The sequence below is a fragment of the Streptomyces sp. NPDC127092 genome (genome assembly GCF_042722475.1).
Taxonomy (GTDB): domain Bacteria; phylum Actinomycetota; class Actinomycetes; order Streptomycetales; family Streptomycetaceae; genus Streptomyces.
Map to the genome: position 1 here is coordinate 248,796 of NZ_JBHXFE010000003.1, position 16,363 is coordinate 265,158.

The 16,363-nt window shown below is 71.2% G+C and carries 13 protein-coding genes; 5 read left to right on the forward strand and 8 right to left on the reverse strand.

Going from position 1 to position 16,363, the window contains the following annotated elements; genetic code table 11:
- Positions 1-9 precede the first annotated feature (9 nt).
- From ACFWJO_RS04235 to ACFWJO_RS04250, 4 genes are all read right to left on the reverse strand, one after another.
- Positions 10-420 carry a Fur family transcriptional regulator gene (locus ACFWJO_RS04235; protein WP_386863279.1) on the reverse strand — a complete coding sequence of 137 codons (411 nt, stop codon included), beginning with the start codon at positions 418-420 and terminating at the stop codon, positions 10-12.
- Positions 421-481: 61 nt separating this feature from the next.
- Positions 482-1,378: a metal ABC transporter permease gene (locus ACFWJO_RS04240; RefSeq protein WP_384415534.1), complete on the reverse strand. Its 897-nt coding sequence runs from the start codon at positions 1,376-1,378 to the stop codon at positions 482-484.
- A 2-nt stretch (positions 1,379-1,380) separates the two neighbouring features.
- Entirely contained in the window at positions 1,381-2,157 is a 777-nt protein-coding gene (locus ACFWJO_RS04245; protein WP_386863280.1) for a metal ABC transporter ATP-binding protein, read from the reverse strand.
- 55 nt (positions 2,158-2,212) lie between these two features.
- Entirely contained in the window at positions 2,213-3,220 is a 1,008-nt protein-coding gene (locus ACFWJO_RS04250; protein WP_386863281.1) for a zinc ABC transporter substrate-binding protein, read from the reverse strand.
- An 87-nt stretch (positions 3,221-3,307) separates the two neighbouring features.
- On the opposite strand from ACFWJO_RS04250, the gene ACFWJO_RS04255 reads away from it, so the two are divergent.
- Together ACFWJO_RS04255 and ACFWJO_RS04260 are read left to right on the forward strand one after the other, a co-directional pair.
- Entirely contained in the window at positions 3,308-4,777 is a 1,470-nt protein-coding gene (locus tag ACFWJO_RS04255; protein ID WP_386863282.1) for a hypothetical protein, read from the forward strand.
- 66 nt (positions 4,778-4,843) lie between these two features.
- The gene (locus ACFWJO_RS04260; RefSeq protein WP_385696155.1) at positions 4,844-6,223 is read left to right on the forward strand and encodes a glycine--tRNA ligase; all 1,380 of its coding nucleotides are present in this window, start codon (positions 4,844-4,846) and stop codon (positions 6,221-6,223) included.
- Between the two features lie 105 nt (positions 6,224-6,328).
- Here ACFWJO_RS04260 and ACFWJO_RS04265 read toward each other — a convergent pair whose 3' ends face one another.
- From ACFWJO_RS04265 to ACFWJO_RS04275, 3 genes are read right to left on the reverse strand one after another with little or no spacing between them, the layout of a single operon-like run.
- Positions 6,329-6,919: a TetR family transcriptional regulator gene (locus tag ACFWJO_RS04265; protein WP_386863283.1), complete on the reverse strand. Its 591-nt coding sequence runs from the start codon at positions 6,917-6,919 to the stop codon at positions 6,329-6,331.
- A gap of 31 nt (positions 6,920-6,950) precedes the next feature.
- Entirely contained in the window at positions 6,951-7,973 is a 1,023-nt protein-coding gene (locus ACFWJO_RS04270) for an aldo/keto reductase (protein ID WP_386863284.1), read from the reverse strand.
- Between the two features lie 41 nt (positions 7,974-8,014).
- Positions 8,015-9,484: an MFS transporter gene (locus tag ACFWJO_RS04275; protein WP_386863285.1), complete on the reverse strand. Its 1,470-nt coding sequence runs from the start codon at positions 9,482-9,484 to the stop codon at positions 8,015-8,017.
- A gap of 110 nt (positions 9,485-9,594) precedes the next feature.
- Here ACFWJO_RS04275 and ACFWJO_RS04280 point away from each other — a divergent pair, with 110 nt between their 5' ends.
- Entirely contained in the window at positions 9,595-10,548 is a 954-nt protein-coding gene (locus tag ACFWJO_RS04280; protein WP_386863322.1) for a helix-turn-helix domain-containing protein, read from the forward strand.
- Here the strand turns inward: ACFWJO_RS04280 and ACFWJO_RS04285 are convergent.
- Positions 10,518-11,987 carry an MFS transporter gene (locus tag ACFWJO_RS04285; protein ID WP_386863286.1) on the reverse strand — a complete coding sequence of 490 codons (1,470 nt, stop codon included), beginning with the start codon at positions 11,985-11,987 and terminating at the stop codon, positions 10,518-10,520. The genes ACFWJO_RS04280 and ACFWJO_RS04285 overlap by 31 nt on opposite strands.
- A 52-nt stretch (positions 11,988-12,039) precedes the next feature.
- Here ACFWJO_RS04285 and dusB point away from each other — a divergent pair, with 52 nt between their 5' ends.
- Complete coding sequence (gene dusB / locus ACFWJO_RS04290; protein ID WP_386863287.1) at positions 12,040-13,176, forward strand: tRNA dihydrouridine synthase DusB; 1,137 nt, start codon at positions 12,040-12,042, stop codon at positions 13,174-13,176.
- Positions 13,177-13,542: 366 nt separating this feature from the next.
- A complete protein-coding gene (ppdK, locus tag ACFWJO_RS04295) occupies positions 13,543-16,254 on the forward strand; it encodes a pyruvate, phosphate dikinase (RefSeq protein ID WP_386863288.1) in 2,712 nt (903 codons plus the stop codon).
- Positions 16,255-16,363: the final 109 nt, after the last annotated feature.

Below are 16,363 nucleotides of genomic sequence, written 5' to 3' on the forward strand. Positions count from 1 at the left end.
TATGTCAGGTCACTTCGCCGCGCACTCCGCGCACGTGCCGAAGATCTCCACCGTGTGCGCCACGTTCACGAAGCCGTGCTCCGCCGCGATCGTCTCGGCCCACTGCTCCACCGCCGGGCCCTCCACCTCCACGGCCTTGCCGCAGACGCGGCACACCAGATGGTGGTGGTGGTCGCCCGTCGAGCAGCGGCGGTAGACCGTCTCGCCGTCGCTCGTGCGCAGCGCGTCGACCTCGCCGGCCTCGGCGAGGGACTGCAGCGTGCGGTAGACGGTGGTGAGGCCGACGGAGTCGCCGCGGTGCTTGAGCATGTCGTGCAGCTCCTGGGCGCTGCGGAACTCGTCCACCTCGTTCAGGGCTGCCGAGACTGCGGCCCGCTGCTTGGTCGAGCGGCCTTTTACGGGGGGTCCTGCCGTCGCCACGGGGGCCTCCTTGAATCCTTGTCTGCCCCCGCCATTCTGCCAGCCCCCCGTTGCTGCGCCGTCAGACCTTCACGTCGTCCGTGGGACGGCGGGTGGCCGGAAGGCATCGTGCGTCGCACTCCGCGGTGGCCCGCTCGGCGGCACGGGCCCGGCGTCTGGCCAGCGGGGCGGCGAGGACCGCGAGCGCGATGAACACGCCGATCGCGAACAGCACGATCGTCGCGCCGGGCGGCACGTCCTGGTAGTACGAGGTGATCGTGCCGGACAGGGTGACGCCGGTGCCGATCACGACCGCGAGGACGAACGTCGTACGGAAGGACCGGGACAGCTGCTGGGCGGCCGCGACCGGCACCACCATCAGGGCGCTGACCAGGAGCAGGCCGACCACCCGCATGGCGACCGTGACGGTCACGGCGGCGGTGACCGCGATGAGCAGGTTCAGGGCGCGTACCGGCAGGCCGGTGACGCGGGCGAAGTCCTCGTCCTGACTGACGGCGAAGAGCTGCCGGCGCAGGCCGACGGTGACGAGGACCACGAAGGCGGCGAGCACGCTGATCGACGTGACGTCCTCGGCGGAGACCGTGGACAGCGAGCCGAAGAGGAAGGAGCTCAGGTTGGCGTTGGAGCCGGTCGGCGAGAGGTTGATCAGCAGGACGCCGCCGGCCATGCCGCCGTAGAAGAGCAGGGCGAGGGCGAGGTCGCCGCGGGTCTTGCCGTAGGCCCGGATCAGTTCCATGGCGACCGCGCCGGCGACGGCGACCAGGGTGGCCATCCACACCGGGTTGGCGGACATGAGGAAGCCGAGGCCGACGCCGGTCATGGCGACGTGTCCGATGCCGTCGCCCATCAGCGCCTGGCGGCGCTGGACCAGGTAGACGCCGACGGCGGGCGCGGTGATGCCGACGAGGACGGCCGCGATGAGCGCCCGCTGCATGAAGGCGAGTTCGAGGAATTCCATCGTCAGGTCAGCAGTCCCGTGCGGAGCGGCTCGTCGGCCGCGTGGGGGTGGACGTGGTCGTGGCCGGGCAGGGCGTGCTGGCCCACGGCCCGGGGCGGCGGGCCGTCGTGGACGACGCAGCCGTCGCGGAGCACGACCGCGCGGTCGATGAGGGGCTCGAGCGGGCCGAGCTCGTGCAGGACGAGGAGGACGGAGGTGCCGCCGGCGACCTGCTCGCGCAGGGTGCCGGCGAGGATCTCCTGGCTGGCGAGGTCGACGCCGGCCATCGGCTCGTCCATGATCAGCAGCTCGGGCTCGGAGGCGAGCGCGCGGGCGATCAGCACGCGCTGGTGCTGGCCGCCGGAGAGGGCGCCGACGGAGTCGCCGGCGCGGTCGTCGAGGCCGACCAGCTCCATGGCCCGGGCTATCGCGGCCCGGTCGGCCTTCGTCATGAGGCCGAACCTGCGGCGGGACAGCCGGCCGGAGGAGACGACCTCGCGGACGGTCGCGGGGACACCGCTGGCGGCGGTGGTGCGCTGCGGGACGTAGCCGACCCGGGACCAGTCGCGGAATCGCTTCTGCGGGGTGCCGAAGAGCTCGATGGTGCCGCCGGTCAGCGGCACCTGGCCGATGACGGAGCGCACGGCGGTGGACTTTCCGGAGCCGTTGGCGCCGAGCAGCGCGACGACCTCACCGCGGTGCACGGTGAGGTCGACGCCGCGCAGGACGGGGCGCGAGCCGAGGGCGGCGGTGGCGCCGCGCACGGAGATGACGGGCTCGTCGCTCACGAGAGAGCTCACGACTGCCTCCTGCTGGGTGTGGATCACTTCACGCTCACTTCGCCCCCACGGGCGCTCACTTCGCGCCGAGGGCCTTCTTCAGCGCGGCGAGGTTGGACTGCATGACCTCGATGTAGTCATCGCCCTTGGACTTGTCCGTGATTCCCTCCAGCGGGTCGAGCACGTCGGTCTTGAGACCGGTGTCGCTCGCGAGGGTCTTGGCGGTCTTGTCGCTGGCCAGGGTCTCGAAGAAGACGGTGGTGACCTTGTCCTTCTTCGCGATGTCCTGGAGCTCCTTGATGCGGGCGGGGCTCGGCTCGGACTCGGGGTCCATGCCGGAGATGCCCTCCTGCTCCAGGCCGTAGCGCTCGGCGAGGTAGCCGAAGGCGGAGTGGGTGGTGATGAAGGTCTTGGTGGAGGTGTTCTTCAGACCCGTCCGGAACTCGCTGTTCAGGGCGGCGAGCTTCGTCATCAGGGCCTGGGTGTTCGCCTTGTACGTGGCGGCGTGGGCCGGGTCGGCCTTCTCGAAGGCGGCGCCCACGCCCTGGGCGACCTCGCCGTACTTCACGGGGTCGAGCCAGATGTGGGGGTCGGCGCCGGCCTCGCCCTCACCGGCGTGCTCCTCGTGGCCCGCCTCCTCGGAGCCGTGCTCCGCGCCGTGCTCGGCGCCGTGGTCGTGGCCGACCTCGGTGCCGTGCTCCTCGAGCTTGGTGAGGGTGGTGGCGTCGATGGTGGTGCCGGCGTTCGACTGCGCGATGGCCTCGTCGACGGCGGGCTGGATGCCCTTGAGGTAGAGGATGACGTCGGCCTCGCCGAGCTCGCCGATCTGCTTCGGCTTGAGCTCCAGGTCGTGCGGCTCGACGCCCGGCTTGGTGAGCGTGTTGACGGTGACGTACTTGCCACCTATCTGCTCGGCCAGGAACTGCATGGGATAGAACGACGCGACGACGTCCAGCTTCCCGTCGTTCCCCTTGCCGCCCGTGTCGGCGGCGTCGGAGCTCCCGCCGCAGGCGGAGAGGGTCACGAGACCGAGGGCGACGGCTCCGGCGACGGCGGTGGTGGGTATCAGTCGGCGTACGTTCATGACACTCATTTTCAACAAAAGTGGAAACGGTTGTCAATTGCCGCACGTGTGTCCTGGCGCACGCGTGTTCGGTCGTACTGTTCGTCCATGCGGCGCGCGGAGATCAACGGCATACGCCTGTACTGGGACGAGATTCCGGGGCCCTTCACGGCCCACCTCCTGGTCGACGTGGGGGTCGAGGACGAGCCGTTCCCCTGCCTCGGCATCACCGGACTCGTCGAACAGCTCGCCCTCGTGGCCGTCTCCGACGGCGGCCACGGATGCGACGGACTCGACTCCGCCGTCAACGGTGACCACGTCCACTTCCGCGCCGTCGGCGAACCCGAGCGGGTCGCCGAGGCCGTCAACCGGCTCTGCCGCGCCCTCGCCGAGCCGCCCGTGAACCATCTCGCCGCCGCCGTGAGGCGCGTCGAGGCGCGACAGCAGCGCGAGGAGCGCTGGGAACGGTTCCAGGAGCACGAACTGGCCTTCCGGTACGGACTCCGGGGCCCCGGCAAGATCGGCTGGGAGGCCCCCGCCGTCGAACACGTCGGCGCCGACGCCGTCCGCGCCTGGGCCGCCGAGCGCTTCACCCGGCCCGGGGCGGTGCTGCTGCTCACCGGGCCGCCGCCGAAGGCCCTCGACCCGCGACTGCCGGACGGGCCGCGCACCGAGCGGCCCGTCGTCGCGGCGCTGCCGGGGACGACCGGCTGCTGGGTGGAGGCGCCCTGCCACCGGGACGACCTCGCCATGGTCTCCTTCGAGGGACCGGCCTCACCCGCGGGCCACCTCGCGGCCGAGCTGGCCCGGGGCCGGGCCCTGCGCGACCCGGGCGTGGTCGCCGACCTGACCGGGGACGTGGAGGTCCACTCCTCCTCCGTGGGCGGCGGGCGGATGCTGTTCTGGCTGGTGGCCGAGACCGACGGGGCGGGCGCCGCCGCGGTCGGCGAAGGACTCGACCGGATCCTGCGGGAGCTGGCCGCCGAAGGGCCGGCCGAGGACGAGATCCGGCAGACCGTACGGACCTGGCACGACCACCTCGACACCGGTGAGCGGCGGCACGCGCTGCTCGTCACCGCCGGCCTCGACCACCTCTCCGGCCTGGAGGTCCACGACGTCGCCTCCCTGCGGGCCCGGCTCGCCGCCCTCGGCGCCGCCGACATCCGTGGCGCCCTCGCCGCGTACGACTCGACCGCGCTGCTCGTGCTGCCCGCGCACTGCGCGCCCGTCGAGGGCAGCCGCTTCGTCCCCGAGCCCGATCTGCTGTCCGAGGACCTCCACGAGCCGTACGCGTACCGGCCGCGGCTCTTCGGACCCGTCGGGCGCCATGAGCGGATGTACCTGAACGACGAGGGCCTCGTCCACTGGAACGGGCACTGCATGCGCGGCGTTCGCTGGCATCAGGCGGCCGGGCTCGGGGTGTTCCCCTCCGGGCTGCGGCGGCTCTTCGGTACGAAGGGCGTCGCCCTCGATATCCATGCAGACTGGTACAAGTCAGGGAGCGATCTGACCGCCGCCGTGGACGCCCGCGTACACCCCTCCCTCCGCTTCCCGATGAGCGAGGGGGAACCGATTTGAAAGTGGGGGCCCGGGCGCCGGTAACCTGAGGCATTCGCACTTCGTCGTCGTAATGAAGAGAGCACCGTGGCCGCCGACAAGATCGACACCATCGTCAGCCTGAGCAAGCGCCGTGGCTTTGTTTTCCCCTGCAGTGAGATCTACGGCGGTCAGCGCGCCGCCTGGGACTACGGACACCTGGGCGTCGAGCTCAAGGAGAACATCAAGCGCCAGTGGTGGCGTTACATGGTCACCTCGCGCGAGGACGTCGTCGGCATCGACTCGTCGGTCATCCTGGCCACCGAGGTCTGGGAGGCCTCCGGCCACGTCGCGACCTTCACCGACCCGCTGACCGAGTGCACCTCCTGCCACAAGCGCTTCCGCGCCGACCACCTGGAGGAGGCGTACGAGGAGAAGCACGGCCGCCTCCCCGAGAACGGCCTCGCCGACCTCAACTGCCCCAACTGCGGCAACAAGGGCACCTTCACCGAGCCCAAGCAGTTCTCCGGCCTGCTCTCCACGCACCTCGGCCCGACCCAGGACACCGGCTCCATCGCGTACCTGCGTCCCGAGACCGCCCAGGGCATCTTCACCAACTTCGCCCAGGTGCAGACGACCTCGCGCAAGAAGCCCCCGTTCGGCATCGCGCAGATGGGCAAGTCCTTCCGGAACGAGATCACTCCGGGCAACTTCATCTTCCGCACCCGCGAGTTCGAGCAGATGGAGATGGAGTTCTTCGTCAAGCCGGGCGAGGACGAGCAGTGGCACGAGTACTGGATGGAGCAGCGCTGGAACTGGTACACGAACCTGGGTCTCCGTGAGGAGAACATGCGCTGGTACGAGCACCCGAAGGAGAAGCTCTCCCACTACTCGAAGCGCACCGCCGACATCGAGTACCGCTTCCAGTTCGGCGGCAGCGAGTGGGGCGAGCTGGAGGGCGTCGCCAACCGCACCGACTACGACCTGAAGGCCCACGCCGAGGCCTCCGGCGCCAACCTGACCTACCTGGAGCAGGAGGGCGAGCGCTACACGCCGTACGTCATCGAGCCCGCCGCCGGTGTCGGCCGCACCATGCTGGCCTTCCTGCTCGACGCGTACACCGAGGACGAGGCCCCGAACGCCAAGGGCGTCATGGAGAAGCGCACCGTGCTGCGCCTCGACCACCGCCTGGCCCCGGTCAAGGTCGCCGTCCTGCCGCTGTCCCGCAACGCGGACCTCTCGCCGAAGGCCAAGGGCCTCGCGGCCGACCTGCGGCAGAACTGGAACATCGAGTTCGACGACGCCGGCGCCATCGGCCGCCGCTACCGTCGCCAGGACGAGATCGGCACGCCGTACTGCGTCACCGTCGACTTCGACACCCTCGAGGACAACGCGGTGACCGTGCGCGAGCGCGACACCATGAAGCAGGAGCGCGTCTCCCTCGACCAGATCCAGGGCTACCTGGCCAGCCGCCTGCTGGGCTGCTGACCCCGGTCGTACCCGCACGGGAAAGCCCCCGGTTCCGTTCCCGGAACCGGGGGCTTTCCCGTGTCTGCTCTTCAGGCCCTCATACGTGTCAGGCCCTCACATGTGTCAGGCCTTCAGCGCGCGTTGTACCAGCGCGACCACCGCGTCGAAGGCCGCCTCGATGTCCGGGGCCGACCACTCGGCGGCGTGTGCCGGGTTGTGGAAGCGGTCGGTGGCGTGGAAGACGGCGCGGGCCGTGGCCGGCAGGTCCGCCTCGGGGGTGGAGAACACGCCCGCGCGGCGGCCGTCCTCCAGGATGCGGGCGATCTGCTCGACCAGGTGCTCCTCGTGCCGGTCGACCACCGCGCTGTTCTCGCCGATCAGCACCTGGAAGGTGGCCATCAGCTCCGGATCGCCGCCCGCCTTCTCGCGCTTGAGGGCGAAGAGGGCGGTGAGCCAGCCGGTCAGCCGCTCGTCGGCCGGCTCCGCGGCGTCGACGTACGGCCTGAGGGCGTCGATCGTCCGTCGCAGCCACCGTTCGGTGACCGACTCGCGCAGCTCCGCCTTGGTGCGGAAGTGGCGGTAGACGCTGCCGTGGCTGACGCCGAGGGCCCTGGCCACGTCCACGACGGTCGCCTTCGCCGGGCCGTAGCGGCGCAGCACCTCCTCGGTGGCTTCGAGGATGCGCTCGGCGGTCAGGGTCTCCGTGGTGGCCATGGAATGACAGTACCTGTCACCCGGACGGTGCTCAGTGCTCGCTGTCCAGGTGGGCCATCTGGTTCTCCGGGTAGCGGGCGCCGGACGCCGCGCCCGCCGGGACGGCCGCCTCGATCGCCGCGAGGTCGGCCGCGTCGAGCGTGACGTCGAGGGCGCCGAGGGCCTCCGCGAGCCGGTCGCGGCGGCGGGCGCCGATCAGCGGGACGACGTCCTCGCCCCGGGAGAGCGCCCAGGCGATCGCGATCTGCGCGACGGTCACGCCCTTGGCCTCGGCGACCGCGCGCAGCCGGTCCACCAGGTCCAGGTTGCGGCCGAGGTTGTCGCCCTGGAAGCGGGGCGACATGCCGCGGAAGTCGCCCGGCGCGAAGGTCTGCTCGCGGGTGACGTGGCCGCTGATGAGCCCGCGGGAGAGGACTCCGTACGCGGTGATGCCGATGCCCAGCTCGCGCGCGGTCGGCAGGATCCTGTCCTCGATGCCGCGGGAGATCAGCGAGTACTCGATCTGGAGGTCGGCGATCGGGGCGACGGCGGCGGCCCGGCGCAGGGTGTCCGCGCCGACCTCCGAGAGGCCGATGTGCCGGACGTGGCCCGCCTCGACCAGCTCGGCGATGGCGCCGACGGTCTCCTCGATCGGCACGTCCGGGTCGACGCGGGCGATCCGGTAGACGTCGATGTGGTCGGTGCCGAGCCGCTGGAGCGAGTACGCGGCGAAGTTCTTCACCGCGGCCGGGCGGCCGTCGTAGCCGGTGAAGCCGCCCTCGACCGTGCGCAGGGCGCCGAACTTGACGCTGGTGAGGGCCTGTTCGCGGGCGGCGGCGGGGGCGGTGCGCAGCGCCTCGTTGATCAGCAGCTCGTTGTGGCCCATGCCGTAGAAGTCGCCGGTGTCGAGGAGCGTGACGCCCGCGTCCAGGGCGGCGTGGATCGTCGCGATCGACTCGGCGCGGTCGGCCTCGCCGTACAGGGCGGACATGCCCATGCAGCCGAGACCGAGCGCGGAGACCCGGGGGCCGGTGGAGCCGAGGGTGCGGGTGGGGAGGGAGGTCAGAGTGCTCATGCCTCGACTATGGCATGAGCGATGACAGATTTCAATATCTGTCAGTCGCTCGATGTCTCTCCGTGTCCGTTCTTCGCCGGGAGGCGCAGGCTTAGCAGCAGCGTCAGCGCCACCACGCCCAGCTGCACCAGGAGCGTCGTCGTCAGCGCCGAGCCCATGTCGGCGGGGGAGGAGCCGAGGGAGAGGAAGAGCGAGCCCAGCGTCGCCACGCCCAGCGCCAGCGCCGACTGCTGCGTCGTGACCATCACGCCGCTGCCGACGCCCGCCCGCTCCGCCGGCACCTCCGAGAGCACCACGCGGAACAGCACCGGCAGCTGGAGTCCCTGGCCCAGGCCCGCGACCGCCATGCCGGGCAGCAGGCTCCACACCGACAGGTCGGGCCAGCCGCGCCACACCGTCCAGGCGATGAGGCCGATGCCGAGCGCCTGCAGCACCGCACCCGCCGGGACCACGCGGGTCGCGCCCCAGCGCCCGATGAGCCGAGGACCCGCGAGCGAGGCGCCGAAGAAGGCGACCGCCATCGGCACCAGCGCCAGGCCGGAGGCGACCGCGCCCATCGCGAGGCCCTGCTGGAGCGAGATCGCGATCACGAACATGAAGCCGCTGAAGCCCAGCGACAGCGGCAGCACCACCGCGAGGCCCCGGCGCAGCGAGACCAGGCCGAGCAGGCTCGGCGGCACCAGCGGCGTACGGCCCGCGCGGTCCGCCCGTACCTCGACCCACCAGAACGCGCCGGCCGCGAACGGGAAGACGGCCAGCGCCACCCAGGTCCACAGCGGCCAGCCGGCCGCCCGGCCCTCGGTCAGCGGGGCGAGCAGGGTGAGCAGCGCGACCGCGAGCAGCAGGGTGCCGGGCAGGTCGACCGGCGCGGGCCGGTCCGAGCGGGTCTCGGGCACGCCGCGGGCCGCGAGCACGAGGCCGAGCAGCGCCACCGGCACGTTCACCAGGAAGATCGACCGCCAGCCGGTGCCGGCGACGTCGGCGGCGACGAGCACGCCGCCCAGGATCTGGCCGGCCACCATGGCGAGGCCGGCGGTCGCCCCGTAGAGGCTGAGCGCCCGTGCGTGCCGGGCGCCGGACGTCGAGGAGTGAATCGTCGCGAGCACCTGCGGCAGCATCAGCGCGGCCGCGGCACCCTGTGCCACCCGGGCGCCCACCAGCGTCCAGGCGTCCGGCGCGAGGCCGCAGGCGAGGGAGGTGAGGCCGAAGGCGGCCATGCCGGCGAGGAAGAGCCGGCGCCGGCCGAACTGGTCGCCCAGCCGGCCGCCGAGCACGAGCAGGACGGCGTACGCGAGGCCGTAGCCGGCGACGACCAGCTCCAGCATCGCCGGTCCCGCGTTCAGGTCGTGGTCGATGGTGGGCAGGGCGACGTTGACGATGAAGAAGTCGATCAGCGGCAGCGCCGCACCGAGCAGCACGGTGAACAGACCGAGCGAGCCGAGCGCCGGGCGGGCGTGGTCGACGACCGGTACGGCGGTACGGGCGGCGGACGTGGAGGTTGTCGTAGTCACGTGATCGAGCCTCGCGCCCGGATCAACCTGGTACCAGAGTGGATTTATCCTGGTACAAGCACTACCTGGCAACAGGCTGAGAGCCCCGGCACCCTGGGAGCATGACCGTCATGACGCTCGACACGGCAGGTACGGCGGGCACGTCCGGCGCGGCGGGTACGGGGGCCGCGGGCGGCGCGGCCCGGGACACCGACGTCCGGCGGCACGAGCTCGCCGCCTTCCTGCGCAGCAGGCGTGAGCGGATCAGCCCCGAACAGGTCGGGCTGCCCCGCGGCCGGCGCCGCCGCACCCCGGGACTGCGCCGCGAGGAGGTCGCCCAGCTCTCCGCGGTCGGCGTCACCTGGTACACGTGGCTGGAGCAGGCCCGGCCGATCCAGGTGTCCCCGCAGGTGCTCGACGCCCTCGCCGGCGCCCTGCTGCTCGACCCGACCGAGCGCACCCACCTCTTCTCCCTCGCCGGGCAGTCCGACCCGCACCCCGAGACGCCCTGCCCGACCGTCACGCCCTCGCTGCGCGCCCTGCTCGACCAGCTGGAGCCGATCCCGGCCGCCGTGCAGAACAGCCGCTACGACTTCCTCGCCCACAACCGCACCTTCGGGCGGCTCTTCTGCGACCTGGACGCGCTGCCCCGCGAGGAGCGCAACAGCCTGTGGCTGGCCTTCACCAACGCGGAGTTCCGGGCCGCCGTCACCGACCTGCCGGAGGTGCTGCGCGCGCTGGCCGGCAAGCTGCGGGCCGCCATGGCCGAGCACCTCGCCGAACCGGCCTGGAAGGCGCTGCTCCAGCGGCTGGAGGAGGCTTCGCCCGAGTTCCGCGAGATCTGGGCGCGGCACGACGTGGTCGACCAGTCCGGTCGTGTCAAGCTCATCGACAACGCCCACGTCGGCCTGCTCCGCCTGGAGCACAACAACCTGTGGCTCGGCCCCGCCGCCGGCCCGCGCCTGGTCACGTACGTACCGGTCGACGAGGCGAGCCGGGCCGGGATCGAGCGGCTGCAGGCGCTGGTCCGGGCGGAGGAGACCGCCCGGGCCCGTCAGGGCGAGGACGCCCTCGCCGTCGCCTGAGCCCCGGCTTCCTCCGCCTGCAGCCGCCGCGCCGTCCGCTCCGCCGTGCGCCGCGCCCACGGGCCGCTGCTGACCGCCCCGGCGAGCAGCACCGCCAGGCCGCAGCCGGTGACGACCCAGTACACCGGCTTGCTCGCCTCGACGAAGCCCTCGGTCGTGTAGGTCGCGGCCGAGGCCAGGCCCGCGGACAGGACCGCGCCGGCCACGGCGACGCCCAGCGTCTGCCCGGTCTGGCGGCTGGTGGAGGCCACGGCCGCCGCGACCCCGGCCTGGGCGCGGGGCATGCCCGACACCGCGGTGTTGGTGATCGGCGCGTTCACCAGGCCGAAGCCGATGCCGAAGATGACGTAGCCGGTGAAGAGCAGCGGCGTGCTGGTCTCCGCGTGGAAGGCGGCGAACAGCAGCGCGCCGGTGGCCATCGCCGCGCCCGCGAGCAGCAGGGAGGGCCGGGGGCCGCGCGCCCCGACCAGGCGGCCGGACAGCGGCGCGAAGACGAAGGTCATCGCCGCCATCGGCAGCATGGAGAGCCCGGCGTGCAGGGGGGACAGGCCGCGGACGTCCTGGAGGTACAGGGTGTTGACGAAGAGGAAGGCGCCGAGCGCGGCGAAGGCGCAGACGGCGGTCACGGTGGCGCCGCTGAACGGCGCGCTGCGGAAGAACCGCAGGTCGATCAGGGGCTCACGACGCCTCGGCTCGTAGATCAGGACGCCGAGGAGGGCGAGCGCGGCGACGCCGGCGAAGAGCGCGCTGGTCTCGATGATCGCGTACGTGAGGGAGCCGAGCAGCACCGCCACCAGGACCTGGCCCACCGGGTCGGGCCGGCGGGGCCGTGGCGCTCGGGACTCGGGGACGTGGCGGAGGGTGAGGGCGAGCGCGGCGAGGCCGATCGGCAGGTTCACCCAGAAGATGGCCCGCCAGCCGACCGACTCGACGAGCAGACCGCCCACGAGCGGCCCGGCCGCCATGGAGACGCCGACGACCGCGCCCCAGACGCCGATGGCACGTGCGCGTTCGGCCGGTTCGGTGAAGGTGTTGGTGATGATCGACATGGCGACCGGGTTCAGCATGGAGCCGCCCACGGCCTGCACCATCCGGAAGGCGACGAGGGCCTCCAGGGTCGGCGCGAGCGAACAGAGCAGCGAGCCGAGGACGAAGAGCACGAGGCCGGTGGTGAAGACCTTGCGGCGGCCGATCCGGTCGGCGGTGGAGCCGGAGAGCATGAGCAGCGAGGCGATCACGAGCGTGTAGGCGTCGATGGTCCACTGCATGCCGGAGACGGAGGCGTCGAGATCGCGCCGCATCGAGGGCAGCGCCACGTTGAGCGCGGTGTTGTCCAGGCTGACGATCAGCAGGCTCATGCAGCAGATCGCGAGGACGAGCCGGCGTCGGGAGCGGCTGAGCGGCGGCTTCGTGGGCTCGGACGGCGGGGGACCGGGCATGTGCGGATCGTACGGCTGTCTAAGGACTTGCGCAGTGCGGGACAATGGGCGAATGACCGTGTTCTCCCCTCTCGCCATCGGGCCGCACATCGTGCAGCCGCCGGTGGTGCTCGCCCCGATGGCCGGCATCACCAACGCCCCCTTCCGCACCCTCTGCCGTGAGTTCTCCGGAGGGAAGGGTCTGTTCGTCAGCGAGATGATCACGACGCGGGCACTGGTCGAGCGCAACGAGAAGACGATGCAGCTCATCCACTTCGACGCGACCGAGAAGCCGCGGTCGATCCAGCTGTACGGAGTGGACCCGGTGACCGTCGGCAAGGCCGTGCGGATGATCGTCGACGAGGACCTGGCCGACCACATCGACCTGAACTTCGGCTGTCCGGTGCCCAAGGTCACCCGCAAGGGCGGCGGCTCCGCGCTGCCGTACAAGCGGCCGCTGCTGCGGGCGATCCTGCACGAGGCCGTGACGAACGCGGGCGACCTGCCGGTCACGATGAAGATGCGCAAGGGCATCGACGACGACCACATCACGTATCTGGACGCGGGCCGGATCGCGGTCGAGGAGGGCGTCACGGCGATCGCCCTGCACGGCCGGACGGCCGCCCAGCACTACGGCGGCACGGCCGACTGGGACGCCATCGCCCGTCTGAAGGAGCACGTGCCGGAGATCCCGGTGCTCGGCAACGGCGACATCTGGTCGGCGGACGACGCGCTGCGGATGATGCGCGAGACCGGCTGCGACGGCGTGGTCGTGGGCCGCGGCTGCCTGGGCCGCCCGTGGCTGTTCGGCGACCTGGTGGCGGGCTTCGAGGGCACGGGAGCCTATGCGACGCCCGGGCTGCGGCAGGTCGCCGAGGTGATGGTGCGGCACGCGACGCTGCTCGGCGAGTGGATCGGCGACGAGACGCGCGGTGTCATCGACTTCCGCAAGCACGTGGCCTGGTACCTGAAGGGCTTCTCGGTCGGTTCGGAGATGCGCAAGAGGCTGGCGATCACCTCGTCCCTGGACGAGCTGCGCGCTCAGTTGAGCGAGCTCGACCTGGACCAGCCGTGGCCGGCGGGCGCGGACGGCCCGCGCGGCCGTACGTCCGGAAACAACCGGGTCGTCCTGCCGGACGGCTGGTTGAAGGACCCGTACGACTGCGCCGGGATCAGCGAGGACGCCGAGCTGGACACGTCCGGAGGCTGAGATCCGGGCTCCTCGGAGGGCTCTCGGGCGAGTGATTCTCGCCACCCCTGATAGGGGTCCCGCTCAGATGAGCAGGTTACGGGCTTCTCTCCCGCTTGAAGGGTGGCACTGGGTGCCACCCTTTTTGCGTTCAAGAGTTGAACGCAGATGCTGGATTACGCGCTCATCTGAGCGTCGTACGCCTGCTTCGGGTCAAGTGGCCTTCGGGGTCTGAAAGCGGAAGCTACCCGTCAGTTACTTTCGAAGTGCTGGCGGACGGGTGGTTAAGACCGGATGACCGGTAGGCGTACCTCCCCAGACGCCTTCGATCTGGGTATGTTCCTCGCCGTCAGGGCAGCCAACCGAGTCGTCGAGGAGTCGAGACCCGTGTCGGAAAACAATGATCAGAAGTTCGTGTACGACTTCACCGAGGGCAACAAGGATCTGAAGGATCTCCTCGGTGGCAAGGGCGCGAACCTGGCCGAGATGACCAACCTCGGTCTCCCGGTTCCTCCCGGCTTCACGATCACGACCGAGGCGTGCAAGACCTACCTCGACAGCGGCTCCGAGCCGGCCGAGCTCCGCGACGAGGTCAGCGCGCACCTCGACGCCCTTGAGCAGAAGATGGGCAAGAAGCTCGGCCAGGCCGACAACCCGCTGCTCGTCTCCGTCCGCTCCGGCGCCAAGTTCTCGATGCCCGGCATGATGGACACCGTCCTCAACATCGGCCTCTCGGACAAGTCCGTCGAGGGCCTCGCCGCGCAGGCCGACAACGAGCGCTTCGCCTGGGACTCGTACCGCCGCCTGATCCAGATGTTCGGCAAGACCGTCCTCGGCGTGGACGGCGAGCTCTTCGAGGACGCCCTCGACGAGGCCAAGGCCGCCAAGAAGGTCACCAGCGACACCGACCTCGACGCCGCCGACCTGAAGAAGCTCGTCAAGCAGTTCAAGAAGATCGTCAAGACCGCGACCGGCCGCGACTTCCCGCAGGACCCGCGCGAGCAGATGGATCTGGCCATCAAGGCCGTCTTCGACTCCTGGAACGGCGACCGCGCGAAGCTGTACCGCCGCCAGGAGCGCATCCCGCACGACCTCGGCACCGCCGTCAACGTCTGCTCCATGGTCTTCGGCAACCTCGGCCCGGACTCCGGCACCGGCGTCGCCTTCACCCGCGACCCCGCCTCCGGCCACCAGGGCGTCTACGGCGACTACCTGCAGAACGCGCAGGGCGAGGACGTCGTCGCCGGCATCCGCAACACCGTGCCGCTCGCCGAGCTCGAGTCGATCGACAAGAAGTCGTACGACCAGCTCATGCAGATCATGGAGACGCTCGAGACGCACTACAAGGACCTGTGCGACATCGAGTTCACCATCGAGCGCGGCCAGCTGTGGATGCTGCAGACCCGCGTCGGCAAGCGCACCGCCGGTGCCGCCTTCCGCATCGCCACCCAGCTCGTCGACCAGGGCCTCATCGACGAGGCCGAGGCGCTGCAGCGCGTCAACGGTGCCCAGCTCGCCCAGCTGATGTTCCCGAAGTTCGACGAGAACGCGAAGGTCGAGCAGATCGGGCGCGGCATCGCCGCCTCCCCGGGCGCCGCCGTCGGCAAGGCCGTCTTTGACTCGTACACGGCCGTCAAGTGGTCCCGCTCCGGCGAGAAGGTCATCCTCATCCGCCGTGAGACCAACCCGGACGACCTGGACGGCATGATCGCCGCCGAGGGCATCCTCACCTCCCGCGGCGGCAAGACCTCGCACGCCGCCGTCGTCGCCCGCGGCATGGGCAAGACCTGCGTCTGCGGCGCCGAGGAGCTCGAGGTCGACACCAAGCGCCGCCGCATGACCACCGCCTCCGGCGTGGTCATCGAGGAGGGCGACGTCGTCTCCATCGACGGCTCCACCGGCAAGGTGTACGTCGGCGAGGTACCCGTCGTGCCGTCCCCGGTCGTCGAGTACTTCGAGGGCCGCATGCACGCCGGCGCCGACGACGCCGACGAGCTGGTCCAGGCCGTGCACCGGATCATGGCCTACGCCGACCGCGTCCGCCGCCTGCGCGTCCGCGCCAACGCCGACAACGCCGAGGACGCCTCGCGCGCCCGTCGCTTCGGCGCCCAGGGCATCGGCCTGTGCCGCACCGAGCACATGTTCCTCGGCGAGCGCCGCCAGTACGTCGAGCGCCTCATCCTCGCCGACACCGACGAGGAGCGCGAGGAGTCGCTGAAGGCCCTCCTGCCCCTGCAGAAGCAGGACTTCGTCGAGCTCTTCGAGGCGATGGACGGCCTGCCGGTCACCGTGCGCCTGCTCGACCCGCCGCTGCACGAGTTCCTGCCCGACATCACCGAGCTGTCGGTGCGCGTCGCCCTCGCCGAGGCCCGCAAGGAGCCGCACGAGAACGACCTGCGCCTGCTCCAGGCCGTGCACCGGCTGCACGAGCAGAACCCGATGCTGGGTCTGCGCGGCGTCCGCCTCGGCCTGGTCATCCCCGGCCTGTTCACCATGCAGGTCCGCGCCATCGCCGAGGCCGCCGCCCAGCGCATCGACGCCAAGGGCGACCCGCGCGCCGAGATCATGATCCCGCTCGTCGGCACCGTCCAGGAGCTGGAGCTGGTCCGCGAGGAGGCCGAGGCGGTCATCGCCGAGGTCCAGGCGCAGACCGGGATCGAGCTGAAGCTGGCGCTCGGCACCATGATCGAGCTGCCGCGCGCCGCCGTGACCGCCGGTCAGATCGCCGAGGCCGCCGAGTTCTTCTCCTTCGGCACCAACGACCTCACCCAGACGGTCTGGGGCTTCTCCCGCGACGACGTGGAGGCCAGCTTCTTCACCGCGTACCTGGAGAAGGGCATCTTCGGCGTCAGCCCCTTCGAGACCATCGACAAGGACGGCGTGGGCTCCCTGGTCCGCCAGGCCGTCGAGGCCGGCCGCGCCACCCGCCCGGACATCAAGCTCGGCGTCTGCGGCGAGCACGGCGGTGACCCGGAGTCGGTGCACTTCTTCCACGAGGTGGGCCTCGACTACGTCTCCTGCTCGCCGTTCCGGATCCCGGTGGCGCGCCTGGAGGCCGGTCGCGCGGCGGCCGAGTCGAAGGGCAGCGACAGCCGCTGACCTTCGGTTCAGTAGCAAAGACCACCGGAGCCGCCGTTCGTCCCCGACCCTCAAACCGATGGGCGGCGGCTCCGGTTTCCAGGAGAGACGGGGCGGACACCTTGTGCGG

Bases quoted from the DNA above. Each gene is read 5' to 3' on its own strand.
- ACFWJO_RS04240 (WP_384415534.1), bottom strand. From the start codon at position 1,378: ATGGAATTCCTCGAACTCGCCTTCATGCAGCGGGCGCTCATCGCGGCC.
- ACFWJO_RS04250 (WP_386863281.1), bottom strand. From the start codon at position 3,220: ATGAACGTACGCCGACTGATACCCACCACCGCCGTCGCCGGAGCCGTC.
- ACFWJO_RS04255 (WP_386863282.1), top strand. From the start codon at position 3,308: ATGCGGCGCGCGGAGATCAACGGCATACGCCTGTACTGGGACGAGATT.
- ACFWJO_RS04265 (WP_386863283.1), bottom strand. From the start codon at position 6,919: ATGGCCACCACGGAGACCCTGACCGCCGAGCGCATCCTCGAAGCCACC.
- ACFWJO_RS04270 (WP_386863284.1), bottom strand. From the start codon at position 7,973: ATGAGCACTCTGACCTCCCTCCCCACCCGCACCCTCGGCTCCACCGGC.
- ACFWJO_RS04280 (WP_386863322.1), top strand. From the start codon at position 9,595: ATGACGCTCGACACGGCAGGTACGGCGGGCACGTCCGGCGCGGCGGGT.
- ACFWJO_RS04285 (WP_386863286.1), bottom strand. From the start codon at position 11,987: ATGCCCGGTCCCCCGCCGTCCGAGCCCACGAAGCCGCCGCTCAGCCGC.
- dusB (WP_386863287.1), top strand. From the start codon at position 12,040: ATGACCGTGTTCTCCCCTCTCGCCATCGGGCCGCACATCGTGCAGCCG.